Annotated in this window: 19 protein-coding genes; 7 read left to right on the top strand and 12 right to left on the bottom strand. The window is 73.4% G+C overall.

Features of this window, described 5'->3' with window-relative positions; genetic code table 11:
* Positions 1-164 precede the first annotated feature (164 nt).
* The 4 genes from ACIGAN_RS03335 to ACIGAN_RS03350 all read left to right on the top strand — a co-directional run bounded on the left by ACIGAN_RS03335 (position 165) and on the right by ACIGAN_RS03350 (position 3,095).
* On the top strand, positions 165-1,790 hold the full coding sequence (locus ACIGAN_RS03335; RefSeq protein ID WP_399854633.1) for an FAD-dependent monooxygenase: 1,626 nt from the start codon (positions 165-167) through the stop codon (positions 1,788-1,790).
* Positions 1,791-1,978: 188 nt separating this feature from the next.
* Positions 1,979-2,050 (top strand): putative leader peptide, encoded by a 72-nt coding sequence (locus tag ACIGAN_RS03340; RefSeq protein WP_310851512.1) that lies wholly within the window; start codon positions 1,979-1,981, stop codon positions 2,048-2,050.
* A 92-nt stretch (positions 2,051-2,142) separates the two neighbouring features.
* Entirely contained in the window at positions 2,143-2,682 is a 540-nt protein-coding gene (locus ACIGAN_RS03345; protein ID WP_365741061.1) for a cysteine dioxygenase, read from the top strand.
* Positions 2,679-3,095 (top strand): rhodanese-like domain-containing protein, encoded by a 417-nt coding sequence (locus ACIGAN_RS03350; protein WP_399854595.1) that lies wholly within the window; start codon positions 2,679-2,681, stop codon positions 3,093-3,095. Before ACIGAN_RS03345 ends, ACIGAN_RS03350 begins: the two co-directional genes overlap by 4 nt.
* A gap of 225 nt (positions 3,096-3,320) precedes the next feature.
* On the opposite strand, the gene recX is transcribed toward ACIGAN_RS03350, so the two are convergent.
* The 4 genes from recX to ACIGAN_RS03370 all read right to left on the bottom strand — a co-directional run bounded on the left by recX (position 3,321) and on the right by ACIGAN_RS03370 (position 7,551).
* Positions 3,321-4,304: a recombination regulator RecX gene (gene recX / locus ACIGAN_RS03355; RefSeq protein ID WP_399854596.1), complete on the bottom strand. Its 984-nt coding sequence runs from the start codon at positions 4,302-4,304 to the stop codon at positions 3,321-3,323.
* Between the two features lie 3 nt (positions 4,305-4,307).
* Positions 4,308-5,432, bottom strand: coding sequence for a recombinase RecA (gene recA / locus ACIGAN_RS03360; protein WP_365093616.1), 1,125 nt, complete (start codon positions 5,430-5,432; stop codon positions 4,308-4,310).
* A 565-nt stretch (positions 5,433-5,997) separates the two neighbouring features.
* Positions 5,998-7,266 (bottom strand): AI-2E family transporter, encoded by a 1,269-nt coding sequence (locus ACIGAN_RS03365; protein ID WP_399854597.1) that lies wholly within the window; start codon positions 7,264-7,266, stop codon positions 5,998-6,000.
* A gap of 90 nt (positions 7,267-7,356) precedes the next feature.
* The gene (locus tag ACIGAN_RS03370) at positions 7,357-7,551 is read right to left on the bottom strand and encodes a DUF3046 domain-containing protein (RefSeq protein WP_094053824.1); all 195 of its coding nucleotides are present in this window, start codon (positions 7,549-7,551) and stop codon (positions 7,357-7,359) included.
* Positions 7,552-7,631: 80 nt separating this feature from the next.
* On the opposite strand from ACIGAN_RS03370, the gene ACIGAN_RS03375 reads away from it, so the two are divergent.
* On the top strand, positions 7,632-8,576 hold the full coding sequence (locus ACIGAN_RS03375; RefSeq protein WP_399854598.1) for a hypothetical protein: 945 nt from the start codon (positions 7,632-7,634) through the stop codon (positions 8,574-8,576).
* On the opposite strand, the gene ACIGAN_RS03380 is transcribed toward ACIGAN_RS03375, so the two are convergent.
* The 3 genes from ACIGAN_RS03380 to ACIGAN_RS03390 are packed head-to-tail and all read right to left on the bottom strand — an operon-like array spanning position 8,577 to position 10,485.
* Positions 8,577-8,885 carry an AzlD domain-containing protein gene (locus ACIGAN_RS03380; protein WP_399854599.1) on the bottom strand — a complete coding sequence of 103 codons (309 nt, stop codon included), beginning with the start codon at positions 8,883-8,885 and terminating at the stop codon, positions 8,577-8,579.
* On the bottom strand, positions 8,882-9,604 hold the full coding sequence (locus ACIGAN_RS03385) for an AzlC family ABC transporter permease (RefSeq protein WP_365741049.1): 723 nt from the start codon (positions 9,602-9,604) through the stop codon (positions 8,882-8,884). The genes ACIGAN_RS03380 and ACIGAN_RS03385 overlap by 4 nt, the downstream gene beginning before the upstream one ends.
* A 23-nt stretch (positions 9,605-9,627) precedes the next feature.
* On the bottom strand, positions 9,628-10,485 hold the full coding sequence (locus ACIGAN_RS03390) for an AraC family transcriptional regulator (protein WP_399854600.1): 858 nt from the start codon (positions 10,483-10,485) through the stop codon (positions 9,628-9,630).
* A gap of 189 nt (positions 10,486-10,674) precedes the next feature.
* On the opposite strand from ACIGAN_RS03390, the gene ACIGAN_RS03395 reads away from it, so the two are divergent.
* Both ACIGAN_RS03395 and ACIGAN_RS03400 read left to right on the top strand, forming a co-directional pair.
* Complete coding sequence (locus tag ACIGAN_RS03395; RefSeq protein WP_399854601.1) at positions 10,675-15,651, top strand: ATP-dependent helicase; 4,977 nt, start codon at positions 10,675-10,677, stop codon at positions 15,649-15,651.
* A 320-nt stretch (positions 15,652-15,971) separates the two neighbouring features.
* Positions 15,972-16,802: an Fpg/Nei family DNA glycosylase gene (locus ACIGAN_RS03400; RefSeq protein ID WP_365093602.1), complete on the top strand. Its 831-nt coding sequence runs from the start codon at positions 15,972-15,974 to the stop codon at positions 16,800-16,802.
* A gap of 673 nt (positions 16,803-17,475) precedes the next feature.
* Here ACIGAN_RS03400 and ACIGAN_RS03405 read toward each other — a convergent pair.
* The 5 genes from ACIGAN_RS03405 to rimO all read right to left on the bottom strand — a co-directional run bounded on the left by ACIGAN_RS03405 (position 17,476) and on the right by rimO (position 21,536).
* Positions 17,476-17,946 carry a Dps family protein gene (locus tag ACIGAN_RS03405; RefSeq protein ID WP_399854634.1) on the bottom strand — a complete coding sequence of 157 codons (471 nt, stop codon included), beginning with the start codon at positions 17,944-17,946 and terminating at the stop codon, positions 17,476-17,478.
* A gap of 237 nt (positions 17,947-18,183) precedes the next feature.
* Positions 18,184-18,564 carry a helix-turn-helix domain-containing protein gene (locus tag ACIGAN_RS03410; protein ID WP_003993396.1) on the bottom strand — a complete coding sequence of 127 codons (381 nt, stop codon included), beginning with the start codon at positions 18,562-18,564 and terminating at the stop codon, positions 18,184-18,186.
* A gap of 109 nt (positions 18,565-18,673) precedes the next feature.
* The gene (locus ACIGAN_RS03415) at positions 18,674-19,219 is read right to left on the bottom strand and encodes a CinA family protein (protein WP_399854602.1); all 546 of its coding nucleotides are present in this window, start codon (positions 19,217-19,219) and stop codon (positions 18,674-18,676) included.
* Positions 19,216-20,061 carry a CDP-diacylglycerol--glycerol-3-phosphate 3-phosphatidyltransferase gene (gene pgsA, locus ACIGAN_RS03420; protein WP_365741037.1) on the bottom strand — a complete coding sequence of 282 codons (846 nt, stop codon included), beginning with the start codon at positions 20,059-20,061 and terminating at the stop codon, positions 19,216-19,218. The genes ACIGAN_RS03415 and pgsA overlap by 4 nt, the downstream gene beginning before the upstream one ends.
* Entirely contained in the window at positions 20,058-21,536 is a 1,479-nt protein-coding gene (rimO, locus tag ACIGAN_RS03425) for a 30S ribosomal protein S12 methylthiotransferase RimO (RefSeq protein ID WP_365741035.1), read from the bottom strand. Before rimO ends, pgsA begins: the two co-directional genes overlap by 4 nt.
* Positions 21,537-21,610: the final 74 nt, after the last annotated feature.

A 21,610-nucleotide genomic window follows, 5' to 3' on the forward strand; every position in this document is an offset into this window, starting at 1 on the left:
TCACGTGACACAATCAGGGGCAGTGGCATGATCGCCACTGCCCCTGGTCACTTGACGCAAGCACCGGCAATGGGTTGCATACGTTCTGTGATCGTGCACCCTGCTCCACCTTCGTGTTCACCTACGTCTCTCAGGACAACACCACGGGCAGGGGGCGCCGCGCCGTGGACCCGGTGATCATCGTCGGAGCGGGGCCCGTCGGGCTCACGCTCGCCCTGGCGCTGGCGCGTCAGGAGGTGCCGTGCGTCGTCCTCGACGAGGGCCCGGGCAAGGACGAACCCCGCGCGGCACGCACCGTCGTCCTGCACGAGGACACCGCCGCCATGATCGAGCGCCTGACCGGTGTCCCCCTGGACCAGGTCGGCGCCCAGTGGGCCGGATGGCGGTCGGTACGGCGCAAGCAGGTGATGCGCGAGGTCTTTCTCGACGGCTCCGAGCCGATCCCGCTGCACATCGCCCAGCACGTCCTGACCGGCATCCTGCGCGCCGCCCTCGCGGAGGAACGGCTCGTCCGGATCGCCGTGGACAGCCGCCTCGACGGCATCGAACAGGAGCCCTCCGGCGTCACGGCCCACACCCGCGGCCCGAAGGGCACCTACTGGCGCGGCAGTTACCTGGTCGGCTGCGACGGCCCCCGCTCCACCGTGCGCAAACTCCAGGACATCCGCTTCCCGGGCCGTACGGCGGTGGAACGTCACGCCGTCGCGGCCCTGCGCACGGAACTGCCCTGGCCCAACGAAGCGTTGCTGCACCGCATGCCGCCCTGGCGCATGTCGGGCCCCTCGGCCGGCGAGATCACCGCACGGCCGCTGCCGGACGGCGTCTGGCGCCTGGACTGGCTCCTGCCGCCCGGCAAGGACCTGGTCACACCCGAACTGCTGCTGACCCGCATCCGCGAGACCCTGGCCGGCTGGTCGGGCGGCTCGACCCCGCCCTACGAGCTGCTCGACACCGGCGTCCACACGGTCCACCACCGGCTGGCCCGCCGCTGGCGCGCCGACCGCGTCTTCCTCGCCGGGGACGCGGCCCACCTGCTCGGCGCCCTGGGCACACACGGGCTGGACGAAGGGCTGCGGGACGCCGACAACCTCGCCTGGAAGCTCGCCCTGGCCTGGCACCACGGGCCGCACGAGGCGCTCCTCGACAGCTACCAGGCCGAACGCCGGGCGATCGTCGCCGCCCGGCTCCGCGCCGCCGACCAGGCGCTGCCGTTGCTGCGCGGCGGTGGCGGCCTGCGCTCCTACGTCCCCGGCTCGTCCCGGAACCACGACGCGCTCCTCACGGACGGTCACCTGGGGCAGGGGCAGCTCGGCGCGCCGGGGGCGTACGCCGCGTCACCACTCGCGCCCGGGCCTCTCGAAGGCGATGTGCCCGTCGACACCCCGCCCGGAGCTCTCGTCGCCGACGTCCGGGTCACCGCCGAGGACGGCACCTTCGTACGGTTGCGCGACCGGCTCGGCCGGGGTGCCCTGCTCGTGGTCCTGATCGCGCCCGGCACGGGCGTCTGGGAGCGCAAGCACTGGGCCCGGGCGGGCATCATGCCCCGGCTGGCGGCGGCCGTGGCGGCCCTGCCGCACCCGGCCGAGCTGCTGGTGGCCGAGAGCTATCCGGGCGCCGCCGCCCACACCGTGCTCCTGGTACGCCCCGACGGGCACCTCGTCACCGCGCTCGGCGGAGTGCGCCCCGAGGACCTGTACGCGGCAGCGGAGGCCACGCTCGGCGGACCCGCCAAGGCTCAGGAGCACGCGCAGGCGCAAGCGGGAGCGGGGGCTTCGTCCGGCGCACCCTGATGCCGGCGTGCCCTGATGCCGGCGCACCCTGATGCCGGCGCACCCTGTTGCCGGTGCACCCGGACGCCGCGCCCCTGAGACCGCCACGGAGCGTGACACCCCTCACTGTCACCGTGCGTCCGCATGGTGACAGTGAGTTGACCGGTCCGGGCGGCCATGGTGTACTCCGGTGCGTGACCGACACCTGTGTGCGCCTGTGGCGGAGGGTCCATATGGACCTGCTCCGCTATGCGGGCTGCGTGTGTCGCCCGTCCTGCTGACTTCGCCACTTCTTCCCCCGCGCGCCGCGCCCTCCGCGTCGGCTGCCGCGCCCTTTTCGCGAACCCTCATCAGGACCATCAGGACGGCACCCGTGTCTGTATCCCCTTCCGCGCCCCCCTCTGCCTCCTCGTCCCGTTCGGCTCCCACACAGGCCGAGCTCTACGACTTCGTCCGGCGCACGGCCGCCGACAGCGAGCTGATCGCCTCGCTGCCGCTCGACCCGGAAGGCCGCACCTGGGTGCGGCTGGACGGCCCCGGCGGCAGTGAGGCATGGCTGATCGGCTGGCCGCCCGGCACGGGCACCGGCTGGCACGACCATGCCGACTCCGTCGGTGCCTTCCTGACCGCGTCTGGCGAGCTCAAGGAGAACTCACTCGCCGCGCGGCTGCCCACCGACGGCTGGAAGACCCTCGAACTCACCGAGGGCGTGGACCGGGAGCGGCGGTTGCCGGCCGGTCAGGGCCGCGCCTTCGGGCGCCACCACGTCCACGAGGTGCTCAACGAGTCACGCGACCGGCACGCCATCTCCGTCCACGCCTACTACCCTCCCCTGCCGCAGATCCGCCGCTACAGTCGCAGCGGGCCGATCCTGCGCCTGGAGCAGGTGGAGCGACCGGAGGACTGGCAGTGAGCGCTTCTGTGCCGGAGGGCGGCGAACTCCCGCCTCCCGTGGGAATCGACGAACTGCTGGAGCGCGTACGCGCCGGCTACGAGCGGATCGAAGCGCGGGAGGCGTACGAGGCCGCCCGGGCCGGTGACGCGCTGCTGGTCGACATCCGCTACGCCGCCCTGCGTGACCGGGACGGCCTCGTCCCCGGTGCCGTCGTCGTCGAGCGCAACGAACTGGAGTGGCGCCTCGACCCGCAGGGAAGCCACCGACTTCCCGAGGCCACGAGCCATGCCCTGCGCGTGGTGGTGTTCTGCAACGAGGGATACGCGTCCAGCCTGGCCGTGCAGTCGCTGCGCCAGTTGGGACTGCACCGGGCCACGGATCTGGTCGGCGGGTTCCAGGCATGGCGGGAGGCAGGGCTTCCGGTGGAGTGAGCCGGATGCCGTCGGGCGCGTCAGCCGGCCGCCGGCTGGGAGCGACCGACGGCTCCGAGCGACCGACGGCTCCGAGCAACTGAGGCTCTGCTCAGGGCGATTGAGGAATCGGAGCAACCGACGACTCGGAGCAACTGGCGGCTCGGAGCAACCGACGGCTCGGGGCGGCTGACGGCTCGGAGCGAGTCGGATCGGCGCAATGGACGGCTCGAGCCGGCTTCCGGCTCAGAAATCCTCGCCCACCGGGAAGTCCGTCTCCTCGCCCTCCTCCTCCAGCGCCTGCCGGACCACGCGCAGTGCCATGCCCTCCGGGTAGCCCTTGCGGGCGAGCATGCCCGCAAGGCGGCGCAGCCGCTTGTCGCGGTCGAGCCCACGCGTCGACCGCAGCTTCCGGTCGACGAGTTCCCGCGCGGTCGTCTCCTCCTGCTCGGAGTCGAGCTGGGAGACGGCCGCGTCGATCAGCGTGGAGTCGACGCCCTTCGTGCGCAGCTCCTGGGCGAGCGCCCGCCGGGCCAGGCCTCGCCCGTGGTGCCGGGACTCCACCCAGGCGTCGGCGAAGGCACTGTCGTTGATGAGTCCGACCTCCTCGAACCTCGACAGCACCTCCTCCGCGGCCTCGTCCGGGATCTGCCGCTTGCGCAGGGCGTCGGCGAGCTGCTTGCGCGTCCGTGGGGTCCCGGTCAGCAGGCGCAGGCAGATCGCCCGAGCCTGCTCGACCGGGTCCCCCGGAGGTGCCTCTTGCTCAGCCCTCGACGAGGAAAGGGCACCTCCGTCCTCGGCGTCGGCAGCCTCACCGAAGCCGCGCCGACGCCGCCCACGCCCCCGGCGCGTCCCGCCGCCACGCGAGTCGCCCCTGGGAGTGCCTCCCCCGTACGGTCTTTCGTCCCCGCGTGAACGGCTGCCCCCGCGCGGACCGTCGACCCCGTGCGAACTGTCGCCCTCCCGGGACCCGCCACGGCCGTGGCCTTCGCCGTACCCGTACAGATCCTCGTCCCCGTGCAGGCCGCCATCCCCGTACAGGCCGTCGTCCCCGTGCGGGCCGCTGCCTCCATGCGGACCGCTGCCCCCGTGCAGCCGGTCGCCTCGCGCGATGTCCTCGTGCGTGTCCTCCCCGTCCCCGGCCGAGCCCGTTTCTCCTCCGGTGCCCCTCCCCCGTGGGGCACCGGAGGCGGTGTACTCGTACTCCGCCCAGTCGGTTCGTCGTGTCACGGGTCAGCTCTTGGCTGCGGCGGCCTTGGACTTGGTGGCCTTGGCCGCTGCCGGGGCGGGGACGGCCGGGGCCGCGTCGGCCGGTGCGGAGACCGCGGCGTCCGAGCTCGGCTCGGCGGCCGGCTCCTGGGGACGTACGCCGACGCCCAGCTTCTCCTTGATCTTCTTCTCGATCTCGTTGGCCAGGTCGGGGTTGTCCTTCAGGAAGTTGCGCGCGTTCTCCTTGCCCTGGCCGAGCTGGTCGCCCTCGTACGTGTACCAGGCGCCGGCCTTGCGGACGAAGCCGTGCTCCACGCCCATGTCGATCAGACCGCCCTCGCGGCTGATGCCCTGGCCGTAGAGGATGTCGAACTCGGCCTGCTTGAAGGGCGGCGCGACCTTGTTCTTGACGACCTTGCAGCGGGTGCGGTTGCCGACCGCCTCCGTGCCGTCCTTCAAGGTCTCGATGCGGCGGATGTCGATGCGCACCGAGGCGTAGAACTTCAGGGCCCGGCCACCGGTCGTGGTCTCCGGCGAGCCGAACATCACGCCGATCTTCTCGCGGAGCTGGTTGATGAAGATCGCCGTGGTCTTGGACTGGTTGAGCGCGCTGGTGATCTTCCGGAGGGCCTGGCTCATCAGACGGGCCTGCAGACCCACGTGGCTGTCGCCCATCTCGCCCTCGATCTCCGCGCGCGGGACGAGCGCGGCGACCGAGTCGATGACGATGAGGTCGAGGGCACCGGAGCGGACCAGCATGTCCACGATCTCCAGGGCCTGCTCGCCGTTGTCCGGCTGGGAGAGGATGAGGTTGTCGATGTCGACACCGAGCTTCTTCGCGTACTCGGGGTCGAGGGCGTGCTCCGCGTCGACGAAGGCGACCTGGCCGCCGGCCTTCTGCGCGTTCGCCACCGCGTGGAGGGTCAGGGTGGTCTTACCGGAGGACTCCGGTCCGTAGATCTCCACGACGCGGCCGCGCGGCAGGCCACCCACGCCGAGGGCTACGTCCAGGGCGGTGGATCCGGTCGAGATGACCTCGATGGGCTCCTGGGTACGGTCGCCCATGCGCATGACCGCGCCCTTGCCGAATTGCCGTTCAATCTGTGCGAGCGCGGCATCCAGGGCCTTCTCGCGGTCGGTTCCTGCCATGGGTTCCACCCGATTTGCTTGAGTCGATCGCTTCACGTCAAAGACGCTAACGCCTGCCACTGACAATGCGCCTCGACGCACGTCCGGCCTGTGGATAACTCGGGCACTTCTCCACCCAAACTACGTCGAAACGCCCGTCGTTGAGCCTGGCCGGTGCCCCCATAAGAATGGATGTTCGATTTTCGTGTCAAGCGCACCACGCGGCACCTGAAGCACAGGTTCCGGCTCCCGTGCCGTCCGCCGCGGGTCGGGCCGGAATGACCGCGAGGCTGCGGACCGCTCCGGCCGCGAAGACGGCCCGGACATGATCGCCCACGTCCTTCGCGGGAAAGCCTGCTCCGGGCCGCGGCCTGCTCCGGGCCGCGGCCCGCCAGCGCCCGGCAGAGCACAGCAGGCATGGCGGGCACGGCACGCCGGACGCACGGCGGCCGGGGGCGACGGCGGCAGGTGGCGCACTGCGGCTGGCAAGGACACGGCACGGCACGGCAGGCTGGGCACGATGGCCGGTGGGGCCGGCACGGCAGGCCGGCACGGCGGTCGACGGGGCCCGGCCGCGGCCGGTCGCTCAGGAGCCGTCCTCCCCGGAGTTCTCGTCCGCGTCCCGCCGCTCGCCCGGTCGCCGTGCCGCCCACACCCCCCGCGCGCGCGTGACCAGGCCGGTCCCCCCACCCCACCGGTGTCCGTGGACCCGGGGATCGTCCGTGACGTCGTAGCGCTTCACGTACGCCCCCAGGAAGGCCTGCAGGGTGGCGATGGCGGGGATGGCGATCAGGGCGCCGACGGCGCCGAGGAGCGCGGTGCCCGCGATGACCGAGCCGAAGGCGACCGCGGGGTGGATGTCGACGGTCTTCGAGGTCAGCTTGGGCTGCAGCACGTAGTTCTCGAACTGCTGGTAGATGACGACGAAGATCAGCACCCACAGCGCGTACCAGGGGTCCACCGTGAACGCGATCAGCATGGGCAGCGCACCCGCGAGATACGTGCCGATGGTGGGGATGAACTGCGACACCAGGCCCACCCACACGGCGAGCACGGGCGCGTAGGGCACCTCGAGTACCTGCAGCAGCACGAAGTGGGCTATGCCGGAGATCAGCGCCATCAGGCCGCGCGAGTACAGGTAGCCGCCGGTCTTGTTCACGGCGATCTCCCACGCGCGCAGCACTTCGGCCTGCCGGGCGGGCGGCAGGACGGAGCAGATGGTGCGGCGCAGCCGGGGGCCGTCGGCGGCGAAGTAGAACGAGAACAGCCCGACCGTCAGCAGCTGGAACAGTCCGCCGATGACCTGCGCGGAGACGTCGAGGACGCCCGTGGCGCTGTTCTGCACGTAGTTGCGCAGCCAGTCGGAGCGCAGCAGGCCCTCCTGGATGTCGACGCGCTTGAGGTCGGTCTTGAAGTGGGCGTTGACCCAGTTGATGACGGAGTCCAGGTAGTCCGGGAATCCCTCGACCATCTTGATGATCTGGCCCGCGAGCATGGACCCGAGGAGGGTGACGAAGCCCGCGGCCACGATCACGACACCGATGAAGACGACGAACGCGGCGAACCCCCGGCGCATACCGCGCGAGGCCATCCAGCTGACCGCGGGTTCGATGGCGAGAGCCAGGAAGAACGCGATGAGAATGTTGATCAGCAGGCCGGTGAGCTGGTGGAACGCCCAGCTGCCGAGCTGGAAGACGGCGACGAGCGCGAGCGCGAGCACCATGGCCCGCGGCAGCCAGCGCGGCATGCGCCCGCTCGGTCCGGCGGTCCCGCCGGCGGGGGGCCGGGCGGGCGGCGTCGTGCCGGACGGGGGTGCCTGCCGGGCTGCCTGCCCGGTCTCGTCAGTGGGTGCCACGGACCAAGTCTCACTCACGCCACCGACAGCCGTCTGCCCGCCTGCGATCTTCGTGACCGGCCGGCGCTCCGCGGGGCCCGTCGGCAGCGGTCAGCGCTTCTCCCGGGGCACGTCCATCACCGAGCAGACCACCTGCCAGACGTCCTTGGCGTCCCAGCCGGAGTCCAGCGCCTCGTTCACCGTGCGCCCGCCGAGCTCCGACATCACGTGGTCGCGCGCGAAGGTGTCGGCGTACCCCGGACCGAAGTACTCCGCCATCCGCTGCCAGAAGACCGTCAACCGCATGACTCCAGTATCCCGCCCCTGGGGGTGGGCCTGAGCCGGGACCGCCTGCGCGCACCCCTTCGCGCCCTACGGTCGGTCCCATGGCCGCAACGGAAGCATCCGCACTCCCCCCGACGCCCTCGCCGCACACCCCCGTGGCGCGCGCCGAACGCTTCGTCTGGCACACCGCGCGCGTGCTGGAGCAACGCCTCTTCGCCCACCACTTCCGCGGCGGTCCCGCCGACCCGGTGGAAACGGCCCTGGACGCCTACCGCAACGAGGACGGCGGGTACGGCCACGGCCTCGACCCTGACCTGCGCGGGCCGGCCAGCCGGCCGTTGCACACCGCTCACGCCCTGCGCGTCCTGGACGCCGTCGGGCGGTGTGCGGGCCAGCGGGTGGAGCGCATGTGCCGCTACCTCACGTCCGTCTCCACGGCGGACGGCGCGCTGCCGGCGGTCCACCCGGGTCAGCGCGGCTGTCCCACGGGCCCGTCGGTGCCGGCCGTGGCCGATCCGCCCGGCGACCTGCTGGCCACCGGGCCGGTGGTGGGGCTGCTGCACCGCAACGAGGTGTGGCACGCGTGGCTCTTCCGGGCCACGGACTTCTGCTGGCAGGCGGTCGAGTCGCTGGAGACGTCGCACCCGTACGAGATCGAGGCCGCCGTGGCCTTCCTGGACGCCGTCCCGGACCGCCCGCGCGCGGAGGCCGCCGCCGACCGTCTCGGCCGCCTGGTGCGCGCACAGGGCCTCGCGGTGCTGGACCCCGAGCGCCTGGACGCCGGCCCGCTCTCCCCCGGCTACGCCCCGGGCGGGCACCACTTCCCGTACGACTACGCGCCGACACCGGGCTCCCTCGCGCGCGCGTGGTTCACGGACGACGAGATGTCCCGCGCCCTGGATCACCTCGCGGCCCGGCAGGGCGAGGACGGCGGCTGGCCGGTCCGGTGGCGCCAGTGGGCCCCGGCACCGGCGCCCGCAGCCCGCGCGACGGTGACGATCGAGGCCCTGCGCACCCTCGGCGCCTACGGCCGGCCCATCGGCTGATCACGCTCCGAGGGCCCGCACCCCCGCGGTCACCACCACGGCCGCCGCGACGACGAGCAGGAAGGGCGCCCGCAGCAGCAGCGCCACAGCGGCCGCGCCCAGCCCGGCGGCCCGCGCGTTCAGCACCAGCGTCTGCCCGTCGGCGAAGGTCTGCTGGGCGGTGAGGGCCGCGAGCAGCGCCACGGGCAGCAGGGCGGCCAGGCGCTTGACGACGGGCCGTTCCAGGGCACCGTCGGGCACCAGCAGCCCGGCCAGCTTGACGGCGTAGCAGCCGAGGACGGTCACGCCGATGGCGATCCAGACGTTCATCGCCGGGCCTCCCGTCCCCGGCGCCGGCCGTCCGCCCACAGCACGACCGGTGCCGCCAGCGCGGCCAGCAGCACCGGCACTCCTGCGGGCAGGACGGGCAGCAGCCCGATGCCCAGCAGCACGGCGAGTCCGGCGGCGGCCCGCTCGGTACCGGACTCGAGCATCGGGGCGAGCAGGGCCAGGAACACGGCGGGTCCCGCCGCGTCCAGGCCCCACGCGTCCGTGTCGCCGATGGCCTCGGCGCCCAGGGCACCGAGCAGAGTGGTGAGGTTCCACAGCACGTACAGGCTCAGCCCGGTGACCCAGAAGCCGATCCGAGCGGTGCGGCGCGTGGGCTGGGCCAGCGCGACGGCCGCCGTCTCGTCGATCACCCACTGGGCGGCGAACGGCCGCACCGCGCGCGGGAGGGCCAGGATCTGCGACAGCCGCAGGCCGTAGAAGGCGTTGCGCACGCCGAGGAAAAAAGCCCCCGCGGCGGCCGTGAACGGGCTGCCCCCACCGGCGAGGGCGCCCACCAGGGCGAACTGGGAGGCACCGGTGAAGACGAGGAGACTGAGCGCGCAGGTCTGCCACAACGTGAGTCCGCTCCCGGCCGACGTCACGCCGAAGGCGAACCCGGAGAGCCCGACGGCCACCCCGACGCCCAGGGCGTCCCGTACGACGGCCCGGTCCGGTTTCCCGTCGGTGCCTGCATCCTTGAGAGCTGTCGTTTCTGCCACGCACAGAAAACTACGGCGGGCTGCTACGGCGGGTCTTGTACGTTCTTGCGCCACGACGGGTCTTCCACGCCCCTGCGCTCCCGCTGGTACGCCCCCGGAGGTACTCCGACGATGCGGCCGAAGTGCCGGTTCAGGTGCGGCTGATCGGTGAATCCCACGGCGACGGCCACCTCCGAGGGCGCCGTCCCCGCGTCGAGCAGTTGCCGCGCCCTGCGGACCCGCGCGTCCGTGAGCCACGCGTGCGGTGGCATCCCGTAGGTGTCCCGGAAGGCCCGCAGCAGCGCGAACGGGCTGGTCCCGAGGTCGGTCGCCAACTGCTCCAGGCTCGGCGGGCGCGCCATCCGCTCCTCCAGCACGCCACGCGCGCGTGCCGCGATCGCGGCCCCGGCCGTGCGTACCGCGCGTCTCGGCATGGGTCCGCCGTTCAGCCGCAGCAGCCTCGTCACGGCGACCCGCAGCAACGTGTCGGCGGCCAGCGCGTTGCCCTCGTCGGCGGCCCGCAGCACCTGGTGCACCAGCCCGACGGCGTAGGGATCGTCCACCACCGGGCTGATGAACCCCGGCGTGCCCCGCAGGGCCGTCGTCTCGGCCGCGATCTCCGCCACCACGTCGACCGACGGATACACGGCCCCGTAGCGCCACCCTTCGGGGACCCCGGCCCGCCCGGTGTGCGGAGTGTCCGGGTTCACCAGTGCGAGAGCCCCCGCCCCCGCGTACTGATCGCCGCCGCCGTGGTGGAACACCTCCACGCCGTCCGCGATGGCGGCGATCACAAAGTTCTCGTGCGTGTGCCGCACGAAGGTCTTGCGCACGTACCGGGCCCGCAGCAGGTCCACCCCGGGCAGTTCCTCGTACTGCCAGTGCCGCGCGCGCTCACTCATCCCTCCATTGTCCGACCACCGGCCGGCCGCGAAACGCCGGGCGGGCGCGACGGCCGGTCCTTCGCCGCCGGGCCGGTCCTTCGCCGCCGGGCCGGTCCTCCCCGCACGGCCGGTCTCCGATCGGCCGCGAAACGGCGGGCGGACTCGTCGCGGCGCCCCGTTGTCAGTGCCGGGGTGCACGATGGACGCATGGTCAGCAAAGCGTCCGGCCCCCTCGACGGCTTCTCCCCCGCGACCCGCGCCTGGTTCACGGGGGCCTTCCCCGCGCCCACCACGGCCCAGGCCGGTGCGTGGCGGGCCATCCACGAGGGTTCGGACGTGCTGGTCGTGGCCCCGACCGGCTCCGGCAAGACCCTGGCCGCCTTCCTGGCCGCGCTGGACCAGCTGGCCTCGGCCCCTCCGCCCGCCGACCCCAAGAAGCGCTGCCGCGTCCTGTACGTCTCTCCGCTCAAGGCCCTGGCCGTGGACGTCGAGCGCAACCTCCGCAGCCCTCTGACGGGCATCCGCCAGGAGTCCGTGCGGATGGGCCTGCCCGAGCCCGAGGTCAAGGTGGGCATCCGCTCGGGAGACACCCCGCCGGCGGAGCGCCGCGCCCTGTCCACCCGTCCGCCGGACATTCTCATCACGACGCCGGAGTCGCTGTTCCTGATGCTGACGTCGGCCACGCGCGACGCGCTGACCGGCGTGGAGACGGTGATCCTCGACGAGGTCCACGCGGTCGCCGGGACCAAGCGCGGCGCCCACCTCGCGCTCTCCCTGGAGCGGCTGGACGACCTCCTGCCGAGGCCCGCCCGCCGCATCGGCCTGTCCGCGACGGTCCGTCCGGTCGACGAGGTGGCCCGCTTCCTCTCCCCGCGCCGCAGGGTGGAGATCGTCCAGCCGGAGTCGGGCAAGGAGTTCGACCTGTCCGTGGTCGTCCCGGTGGAGGACCTGGGCGAGCTGGGCGGCTCCCCGGTGTCGGACGGCTCGGAGGGCGCCGAGCGGCCGTCGATCTGGCCGCACGTGGAGGAGCGGATCACCGACCTGGTCCAGTCCCACCGCTCCACGATCGTCTTCGCGAACTCCCGCCGCCTCGCCGAGCGCCTGTGCAACCGGCTGAACGAGATCGCCTACGAGCGGGCCACGGGCGAGCCCCTGGACGAGCACCACTCCCCCGCCGAGCTCATGGGCGGTTCGGGAGCCGCCCAGGGGGCGCCGCAGGTCATCGCCCGGGCCCACCACGGCTCGGTGTCCAAGGAACAGCGCGCCCTGGTCGAGGAGGACCTCAAGGCGGGCCGCCTGCCCGCGGTCGTGGCCACGTCCAGTCTGGAACTGGGCATCGACATGGGCGCGGTCGACCTCGTCGTCCAGGTCGAGTCGCCCCCGTCGGTGGCCTCCGGACTCCAGCGCGTGGGCCGCGCGGGGCACCAGGTGGGCGCGGTCTCCACCGGCGTGGTCTTCCCGAAGTACCGCGGGGACCTGGTCCAGGCGGCGGTGGTCACCGAGCGGATGCGCACGGGCGCCATCGAGTCCCTCAAGGTCCCCGCCAACCCGCTGGACGTCCTGGCGCAGCAGATCGTCGCGATGACGGCGATGGACACCTGGCAGTTCGACGACCTCCTCGCCGCCGTCCGCCGGGCCGCCCCCTTCGCCTCCCTCCCCGAGTCGGCGTTCACGGCGGTGCTGGACATGCTGGCCGGCCGCTATCCGTCCGACGCCTTCGCCGAGCTGCGCCCGCGCGTGGTGTGGGACCGCGTCACCGGCGAGATCACCGGCCGCCCCGGCGCCCAGCGGCTCGCCGTCACCTCCGGCGGCACGATCCCCGACCGCGGCCTGTTCGGGGTCTTCCTCGCCGGGTCGGACCCCAAGAAGGGCGGCGGCCGGGTCGGCGAGCTCGACGAGGAGATGGTCTACGAGTCCCGCGTGGGCGACGTCTTCACGCTGGGCACGAGTTCGTGGCGCATCGAGGACATCACCCGCGACCGCGTCCTGGTCTCGCCCGCCCCGGGCGTACCGGGCCGGCTGCCCTTCTGGAAGGGCGACCAGCTGGGCCGCCCGCTCGAACTGGGCCGGGCGGTCGGCGCGTTCCTGCGCGAGGTCGGCTCGCTGTCCAAGGACGACGCCCGCCTGCGTCTGGTCGCGGCCGGGCTGGACGCCTGGGCGGCGGACAACGTGCTGTCGTACCTGGACGAGCAGCGGGAGGCCTGCGGCCACATCCCGGACGACCGGACGATCGTCGTGGAGCGCTTCCGCGACGAGCTCGGCGACTGGCGCGTGGTGGTGCACTCCCCCTTCGGCGCGCAGGTGCACGCCCCGTGGGCGCTCGCGCTCGGGGCCAAGCTCTCCGAGCGGTACGGCATGGACGCGCAGGTCATGCACGCCGACGACGGCATCGTGCTGCGTCTGCCCGACGCCGACCTGATGGGCCTGGACCTGCTGGACCAGGAGCCGGTGAAGACGGGCCGGGAGTACGACGCCGAGCAGGCCCCCGTGGGCGCCGCCGACGTCGTCTTCGACAAGGGCGAGGTCGACCAGGTCGTCACCGACCAGGTGGGCGGCTCGGCCCTGTTCGCCTCCCGGTTCCGCGAGTGCGCCGCCCGGGCCCTGCTGCTGCCCCGGCGCAACCCGGGCCGGCGCACACCGCTGTGGCAGCAGCGGCAGCGCGCCTCGCAGCTGCTGCAGGTGGCGAGCGAGTTCGGCTCGTTCCCGATCGTCCTGGAAGCGATCCGCGAGTGCCTCCAGGACGTGTTCGACGTCCCCGGGCTGGTCGAGCTGATGGGCGACCTGGAGTCCCGCAAGGTCCGCCTCGTCGAGGTCACCACACCCGAGCCGTCCCCCTTCGCGCGCTCCCTGCTGTTCGGCTACGTCGCCCAGTTCCTGTACGAGGGCGACTCCCCCCTCGCCGAGCGCCGGGCCGCCGCCCTGTCGCTGGACTCCCGACTGCTGGCCGAGCTGCTCGGCCAGGCGGAGCTGCGTGAGCTGCTGGACGCCGAGGTGCTGACCGAGCTGGAGCGGGAGCTGCAGTGGCTCACCGAGGACCGCCGCGTCAAGGACGCCGAGGGTGTCGCCGACCTGCTGCGCCTGCTCGGCCCGCTGACGGAGGCGGAGCTCGCCGAGCGGGGCGCCGAGCCGCCGTGGGCCGAGGAGCTGGCCGGTGCCCGCCGCGCCATCCGGGTCCGGATCGCCGGCGCCGACCACTGGGCGGCCGTCGAGGACGCGGGCCGCCTGCGCGACGCGCTCGGCACCGCCCTGCCGGTCGGCGTCCCGGAGGCCTTCACGGAGCCCGTCAAGGACCCGCTGGGCGACCTCCTCGCCCGCTACGCCCGTACGCACGGCCCGTTCACCTCGGCCACGGCCGCCGCCCGCTTCGGCCTGGGAGTCGCCGTCACCGAGGGCGCCCTGCAGCGGCTGGCCGCGGCACAGAGGGTCGTCCAGGGCGAGTTCCACCCGGCCGGCATCGGCCAGGAGTGGTGCGACGCGGCCGTGCTGCGCCGGCTGCGCCGCCGCTCCCTGGCCGCTCTGCGGCACGAGCTGGAGCCGGTGCCCCCGGCCGCGCTGGCACAGTTCCTGCCCCAGTGGCAGCACATCGGCAAGGGCCACTCCCTGCGTGGCGTCGACGGCCTGGTACGCGCCGTCGAGCAGTTGCAGGGCGCGTCCGTACCGGCCTCCGCCCTGGAGAAGCTGGTCCTGCCGTCCCGCGTCGCGAACTACACCCCGGCGATGCTGGACGAGCTCACCGCCGCGGGCGAGGTCGTCTGGGCCGGGGCCGGCTCCCTGCCCGGCAAGGACGGCTGGGTCTCCCTCTACCTGGCGGACGCCGCCCCGCTGCTCCTGCCTCCCCCGCACCCCCTGGAGCTGACCGCCCTGCACCAGGCCGTCCTGGACACGCTCTCCGGCGGCTACGGCCTGTTCTTCCGCCAGATCGCCGACCAGGTCCGTGCCACCACCCATCCCGAGGCCACCGATCCCCAGCTGGCCGACGCCCTGTGGGACCTGGCATGGTCGGGCCGGCTGACCAACGACACGCTCAGCCCTCTGCGCTCCCTGCTCGGCTCGGGCCGTACCGCCGGCTCGACGGCCCACCGCGCCAAGCGTGCGGCCCCGCGCGGCCGCTACGGCTCGTTGACGGCCGCGGCCCGGACGGCGTCCCGCTCCGGCCCGCCGACCGTCGCGGGCCGCTGGTCCCTGCTCCCGCGCCAGGAGGCCGACCCGACCGTGCGGGCCCACGCCCTGGCCCGCACCCTCCTGGACCGGCACGGCGTGGTCACCAGGGGCGCGGTAGCGGCGGAGGGAGTCGAGGGCGGCTTCTCGGCGACGTACCGAGTCCTGTCGGTCTTCGAGGAGAGCGGCCAGGCCCGCCGCGGCTATGTCGTGGAAGGGCTCGGGGCCGCGCAGTTCGCGATGGACGGCGCCGTGGACCGGCTGCGGGCGGTGTCCAACGCCCGCGACCGCGGCGAGACCCTGCCAGGACCGGCCCCGAGCCCCGACCCGTTCGCGGCCCCCGGTCCCGCCCCCTTCGCGACCCCGGGCACCGGGCCGTTCGCGGGCGCCGGCCCCGACCCCTTCCCGGCCCACGACTTCGCCGGGCCGGACGACTCCACCCCCTCCATGGACCACACCGACGACCCGGGGCACGACGGCTTCCCCGGCGCGGGACCCTACGAGCCGCCCAAGCCGGCCCCGGGCGAATGGATCTCACCTCGCGACTACGCGACGCAGGCCGCCCCGCCCTGGCAGAACGGCGGACGGACGGCCTACGACTCCGGTTTCTCCGGCCGTCGCACCCGCGCGGACGCGTCCCGGGCCGTCGTGCTCGCCGCCGCCGACCCGGCGAACGCGTACGGCGCGGCCCTGCCGTGGCCGGAGCCCCCGACCGGTGCCGGGCACAAGCCGGGGCGCAAGGCGGGCTCCCTGGTGGTGCTGGTCGACGGTGAGCTGACGCTCTACATGGAACGCGGCGGCAAGACCCTGCTCGCCTGGGCCGCCGACGCGGACGGCGACCCGGGCGACGATCCTCGCCTGCGCACCGCTGCCGAAGCCCTGGCCTCGGCCGCCCGCGCGGGCTCGCTCGGCACGGTCACGGTCGAGCGCGTCAACGGGGCCCAGGCGCTCACCTCCCCCGTCGGCACCCTCCTGGAAGGAGCGGGCTTCATCGCGACACCACGGGGTCTCCGGCTGCGCGCCTGACGTCCGCGACGCCTCGGGGCCTCCGGCTGCGCGCCTTGACGTCCGCGATGCCGCGAAGCCTCCTCGTACCTGCCCGTCGGCCGCGACGCCGCGGAGTCACGTCATGCCCGCCCGTCGGCCGCGGCGGCAGGAAGTCTTGTCACGCCCGCCCCTCAGCTGCGACGCCATGGAGTCTCCGCCCGCCCACCCGACGATCGCGACGCCGCCAAGTCCCCGCCGGAGCGCCCGACGCCCGGCCCACTACAGGCCCACGACAAGCCCATGACAACCCACGGCCGGCCCACGGCTCGTACGCACGGTCGACGTGCCACCCTTGACCCATGCCCGAAGGAGACACGGTCTGGCAGGCGGCGAGGCGGCTGCACGACGCCCTCGCGGGCCACGTGCTGACCCGCAGCGACCTCAGGGTGCCCCGCTTCGCCACGGCCGACCTCACGGGCCGCACGGTCCTGGACGTCACCCCGCGCGGCAAGCACCTCCTCACCCGCATCGAAGGCGGTCTGACGCTCCACTCCCACCTGCGGATGGACGGCGCCTGGAAGGTGTACGCGAACGGCCGGCGCTGGAGCGGCGGCCCCGGCCACCAGATCCGCGCGATCCTCGGCACCACCGAGCGCACGGCCGTCGGCTACCGCCTCCCCGTCCTGGAGCTGATGCGCACCGCCGACGAGCACCGCGCGGTCGGCCACCTGGGCCCCGACCTCCTGGGACCCGACTGGGACCCCGACCTGGCTCTCGCCAACGTCCTGCGGGACCCGGCCCGCGAACTCGGCGAGGCCCTGCTCGACCAGCGCAACCTCGCCGGCATCGGCAATGTCTACAAGAGCGAGCTCTGCTTCCTGCTCGGCGTCACCCCGTGGCTCCCCGCGGGCGAGCTGCCCGCCGACCGCGCCGCGATGCTGCCGGTGCTCGCCAAGAAGCTGCTCGACGCCAACCGCGAGCGCCCGACCCGCGTCACGACGGGCCTCCGCGGCCAGGACCTCTTCGTGTACGGCCGGGCCCGTCGCCCCTGCCTGCGCTGCCGCACCCCGATCCGGGTCGCCGACCAGGGCGACGGCTCCCGAGAACGTCCCACGTACTGGTGCCCGGTCTGCCAGCCCGGTCCCACCCCGGCCCCGACCCGGCGCATCAGCCGCGACACGACCGCTTGACGCCCCAGCCCGGCACTCCCCCCCTGCGCCGGGGCCGGGGAGCGCCCTGAGGAGATCGCCCGCAGCTCACCCCCGCCGAACCACCCCCCGCACCCCGCCCCTCGCCCCCACCCCGAGAAGCCTGCGCAACCGCCCCGCACCGACCACCACCCCACCGGCCTGCCCCTTCGGCACACAGTGCACCGGCAGCACGCTCAGCCCCCACCCCCCGGCCGCCACCGTCGCCTCGAGCGCCCCCGCACCCGGCGACACCACCAGCCGCACCACAGCCCACCACCACAGCACCCCGAGGCCCAGTACCGCCCCCCGAGCCCCCCAGCCCCGGACCCCCCGGCGCCCTATCCCCGCCATGGCCGCCACCTCCAGCCCGACGCTATTCGGGTGCCCGGGCCCGCCCACAGGGCGCACCACCGGCACACAGGCGCACCGCGCACCACGCGCCCCGAACGAGCACCGGCCCCGCCCCTCCAGGACACCCCGCGCGCCCCACCGCGCCCCGGCACACCGCACGCCTGTCCCAGCCCCGGCGCACGGCAGGCTCGACCACACCCCGACGCACCGCACACCCCACCGCACCGAGCGGCAAGACCCCCCGGTCCGGCGCCCCGTGCAGCGCCCGTCGCGGCACCCCTTGCAGCGCCCGTCGCGGCTCCCCTCGCGGCGCCCGCGGCCGTCACCCGTTCTCGGCCTGGAACATCCAGTGATGCTTCTCCAGGTCCGCCGTGATCTGGATGAAGATGTCCTGGCTCACCGGATCCGGCTCCCCGGTCGCCTCGACCCGCTCCCGCATCCGCGCGATCACCGCGCCCAGTGCCTCGACGAGCGCCCTCACGGCGGTCGTGTCGTCGACCCACCCCTCGGGCGTCACGCCGATCCCGCTGCCCACGGCGACCGTCGCGGCCCGTCCGTCCGGCGGGACGCCCAGGGCCGCGGCGCGCTCGGCCACGGTGTCGGTGTGCGTCCGCGCCGTGTCGACGACCTCGTCGAGCTGGAGATGCACGGACCGGAAGCGCGGCCCCACCACGTTCCAGTGGATCTGCTTCGCCACCAGGGCGAGGTCCACCAGGTCGACCAGGGCGCCCTGCAGCGCCTCGGACACGGTCTTCAGGCTCGCGTCCGACAACGGGCTCTTCACGACGTACATCCGCACCTCCGTGGACTGCCCCCCGGTCATCCTTCAACGATGACCGCCACACGCCCCACGGGCAAACGCACACGAACCGGACAGAGAGTCCGCAGCGCCGCGCGGCGCTGTGGTACGCGGGCAAGCGAAAACCCCGACCGACACCTCTCCGGATCTCCCGGAGAACCCCGGCCGGGGCCTCACCACGTTCCGGCGGCGCCGCGGCGCCGCTCGGTCATGCCACGGACGCGCCGGGCGTCACGCGGCGACGACGTCCACCGCTTCGGCGGGCGCCTTGATCGTCACCCGTTCCGGTGGCACACCGGTCACCGAGACGGAGCCCAGCATCGGTCGAACCGGCGTGGGCACAGGCTCGCTGGGGGTGGCCGCAGCGGACTGGGCCAGCTCGGCGAGGGCGAGCTCGTCGCTCACTTCCCGCATGAGCTCGGACATCCGTACGTCCAGCGCGTCGCAGATGGCGGAGAGCAGCTCGGAGGAAGCCTCCTTCTGCCCCCGCTCTACCTCGGAGAGATAGCCGAGTGAGACTCGGGCGGACGAGGAGACTTCGCGCAGAGTACGGCCCTGGCGCTGGCGCTGCCGACGCAGCACGTCACCCAGCAGGCGACGGAGCAGAATCATCGGTGGCTCCCTCCTCGGACCGCGTAGCCGCATCCATTACGCCCCACCGTACCGCCTTGCGCCGCGGCCGTGCGGGGAGCGATGTCGTGTTCACTCAGGGCTGCAAACATCAAAACCCCCCGTTCCGTTCCGTATCCTGTGCCCGCTCATTCCCAGTCTGTTCGCCCGCAAGCTCCCTCAGGAGCAGTGCGAGTACGCTCCGTACACTCTCTCTACGAATTTCCGCGCGGTCGCCGTTCAACCGCAGACCCTCCACTTTTCCGCCGCCGGCGCAACCGGATTCCGGCGCGAACGGGCCGTCCACGGCGACGAAGACCGTCCCGACGGGCTGCCCGTCCTGCGGCTCGGGACCCGCGACACCGGTGGTCGCGATGCCCCAGTCGGTGCCGAGCGCCGTGCGGACGCCGGCCGCCATCTGGGCCGCGACCTGCGGATCCACCGCTCCGCGCGCCGACAGCAGGGTGGCGTCGACGCCGAGCAGTTCCTGCTTCAGTTCGGTGGCGTAGGCGGTCACCGAGCCTCGGAAGACCTTGGACGCCCCGGGCACCGCCGTGATGTCCGCGGCCACGAGGCCACCGGTCAGCGACTCCGCGACGGCGAGCGTCTCGCCCCTCACCGTGAGTAGTCGCACCACGTCGGTGGCCGTGGAACTCACGCTTCCTTCTCCTCCAACGCGGCCTTGCGCTCGGCGATTCCCCGCCTGCGCAGCACAATGGCCTGTTTCACATAGTCCAGCCCCGTCACCACGGTCAGCACGACCGCCGCGGCCATCACCCACCACCGCAGGGTGGCCAGCCACCCCGTCAGCGCCAGCACGTACATGCCCACGGCGATGCCCTGGATGAGCGTCTTGAGCTTCCCCCCGCGGCTGGCGGGGATGACGCCGTACCGAATGACGAGGAAACGCAGCAGAGTGACCCCCAGTTCCCGGCCGAGGATCACGCCCGTCACCCACCACGGCAGATCGCCGAGGGCGGACAGACAGATCAGCGCCGCTCCCATGATCGCCTTGTCGGCGATGGGGTCGGCGATCTTCCCGAAGTCCGTGACCAGGTTGTAGGTGCGCGCCAGATGACCGTCGAAGAGGTCGGTGATCATGGCGATGGCGAAGGCGGCCCAGGCCAGGGACCGCCACGCCGGGTCGTAACCGCCGTCCGCGAGCATGAGCGCGACGAACGCCGGTACGAGGATCAGCCGGAGCATGGTCAGCAGGTTGGCGATGTTCCACACGCTGGCCTGGTTCACGGCCGCGGCCGCGAGCTTCGCGCCCCGCGGGGGTTTGCCGTCGCCCTGGGCGTCGCCGCCCGCGGGCGCCTCGTCCGCGCGGGCGAGGGCTTCACCGCCGGGGGCGGCGGACGTCGCGCTGTCGGCCGGCGGCACGGCCACCTGCCCCGCCACCGCTCCGGGGGCCTTCTCCGCGGCAGCGGCCGCCGCACCGGCGGCAGCCCTCCTCGCGCCGGAGGAGCCTCCTGCCGCGGATGCCGGGACACCGGTCATCTGCCCGCCTCCTCACTCGACGAAGGCGACGCGAACGAGCCGGGCAGCGGCTCGGCCACGAGGTCGACACCCTCCGTACCGACCACCTTCGCCTCGACCATACGGCCGACCCTCAGTCCGGCGCCGCTCGTGAGCAGCACCTGGCCGTCCGTCTCGGGCGCCTGGTGCGCCGCGCGGCCGTACACGCCGTCCTCGTCGACGGACTCGACCAGGACGTGCACGGTCTCGCCGACGCGCTCCTCGGCGCGCTGCGAGACCAGTTCCTCGGCGAGGCGCGAGACGCGGGCCAGCCGCTCGGCGACGACGTCCTCGTCGAGCTTGTTGTCGTAGCCCGCCGCCTCGGTGCCCTCCTCGTCGGAGTAGCCGAAGACGCCGATGGCGTCCAGGCGCGCGCCGTTCAGGAAGCGCTCCAGCTCGGCGAGGTCGGCCTCGCTCTCGCCGGGGAAGCCGACGATGAAGTTGGAGCGCACACCGGCCTGGGGCGCCTTGGAGCGGATGGTGTCGAGCAGTTCCAGGAAGCGGTCGGTGTCGCCGAAGCGGCGCATCGCGCGCAGCACGCCGGGCGCGGAGTGCTGGAAGGACAGGTCGAAGTAGGGCGCGACCTTCGGGGTCGACGTCAGCACGTCGATGAGGCCGGGCCGCATCTCGGCCGGCTGGAGGTAGCTGACGCGCACCCGCTCGATGCCGTCGACGTCGGCCAGCTCCGGCAGCAGCGACTCCAGCAGGCGGATGTCGCCCAGGTCCTTGCCGTAGGAGGTGTTGTTCTCGGAGACCAGCATCACCTCCTTCACGCCCTGCTCGGCGAGCCAACGCGTCTCGTTCAGCACGTCGGAGGGGCGGCGCGAGATGAAGGAGCCGCGGAAGGACGGGATGGCGCAGAAGGTGCAGCGCCGGTCGCAGCCGGAGGCCAGCTTCACGGAGGCGACCGGGGAGCCGTCCAGCCGGCGGCGCAGGGGCGCGCGCGGGCCCGACGCCGGAGCCAGGCCTTCCGGGAGGTCCGCGGGGGCGTGCCCGGGCAGCGCGACCTCGGTGGCGGACTCCTGCCGCTGGGCCGGGCTGATCGGCAGCAGCTTGCGGCGGTCGCGCGGGGTGTGCGAGGCGTGGATGCCGCCGTTGAGGATGGTCTGCAGGCGGTCGGAGATGTTCGCGTAGTCGTCGAAGCCGAGCACCCCGTCGGCCTCGGGGAGGGCTTCGGCCAGCTCCTTGCCGTACCGCTCGGCCATGCAGCCCACCGCCACGACGGCCTGGGTTCTGCCGTGCCCCTTGAGGTCGTTGGCCTCCAGGAGGGCGTCGACGGAGTCCTTCTTGGCGGCCTCGACGAAGCCGCAGGTGTTCACGACGGCGACGTCGGCTTCCTCGGCGTCCTCCACGAGCTGCCAGCCGTCCGCCTCCAAACGGCCTGCGAGCTCCTCCGAGTCCACCTCGTTACGGGCGCAGCCAAGGGTGACGAGTGCGACGGTACGGCGTTCAGGCATGGGCTCAAGAGTACTTCGTCCCGCTGACACCCCACGTCGACGGGGTTGGCCGATCACGGCCAACCCCGTCTCCG

It is taken from the genome of Streptomyces sp. NPDC085931, assembly GCF_044540565.1.
Taxonomy (GTDB): domain Bacteria; phylum Actinomycetota; class Actinomycetes; order Streptomycetales; family Streptomycetaceae; genus Streptomyces.

Bases quoted from the DNA above. Each gene is read 5' to 3' on its own strand.
- ACIGAN_RS03370 (WP_094053824.1), bottom strand. From the start codon at position 7,551: ATGCGGTTGACGGTCTTCTGGCAGCGGATGGCGGAGTACTTCGGTCCG.
- ACIGAN_RS03380 (WP_399854599.1), bottom strand. From the start codon at position 8,885: ATGAACGTCTGGATCGCCATCGGCGTGACCGTCCTCGGCTGCTACGCC.
- ACIGAN_RS03410 (WP_003993396.1), bottom strand. From the start codon at position 18,564: ATGATTCTGCTCCGTCGCCTGCTGGGTGACGTGCTGCGTCGGCAGCGC.
- rimO (WP_365741035.1), bottom strand. From the start codon at position 21,536: ATGCCTGAACGCCGTACCGTCGCACTCGTCACCCTTGGCTGCGCCCGT.
- ACIGAN_RS03395 (WP_399854601.1), top strand. From the start codon at position 10,675: ATGGTCAGCAAAGCGTCCGGCCCCCTCGACGGCTTCTCCCCCGCGACC.
- ACIGAN_RS03400 (WP_365093602.1), top strand. From the start codon at position 15,972: ATGCCCGAAGGAGACACGGTCTGGCAGGCGGCGAGGCGGCTGCACGAC.
- recA (WP_365093616.1), bottom strand. From the start codon at position 5,432: ATGGCAGGAACCGACCGCGAGAAGGCCCTGGATGCCGCGCTCGCACAG.
- ACIGAN_RS03390 (WP_399854600.1), bottom strand. From the start codon at position 10,485: ATGAGTGAGCGCGCGCGGCACTGGCAGTACGAGGAACTGCCCGGGGTG.
- pgsA (WP_365741037.1), bottom strand. From the start codon at position 20,061: ATGACCGGTGTCCCGGCATCCGCGGCAGGAGGCTCCTCCGGCGCGAGG.
- ACIGAN_RS03405 (WP_399854634.1), bottom strand. From the start codon at position 17,946: ATGTACGTCGTGAAGAGCCCGTTGTCGGACGCGAGCCTGAAGACCGTG.
- ACIGAN_RS03375 (WP_399854598.1), top strand. From the start codon at position 7,632: ATGGCCGCAACGGAAGCATCCGCACTCCCCCCGACGCCCTCGCCGCAC.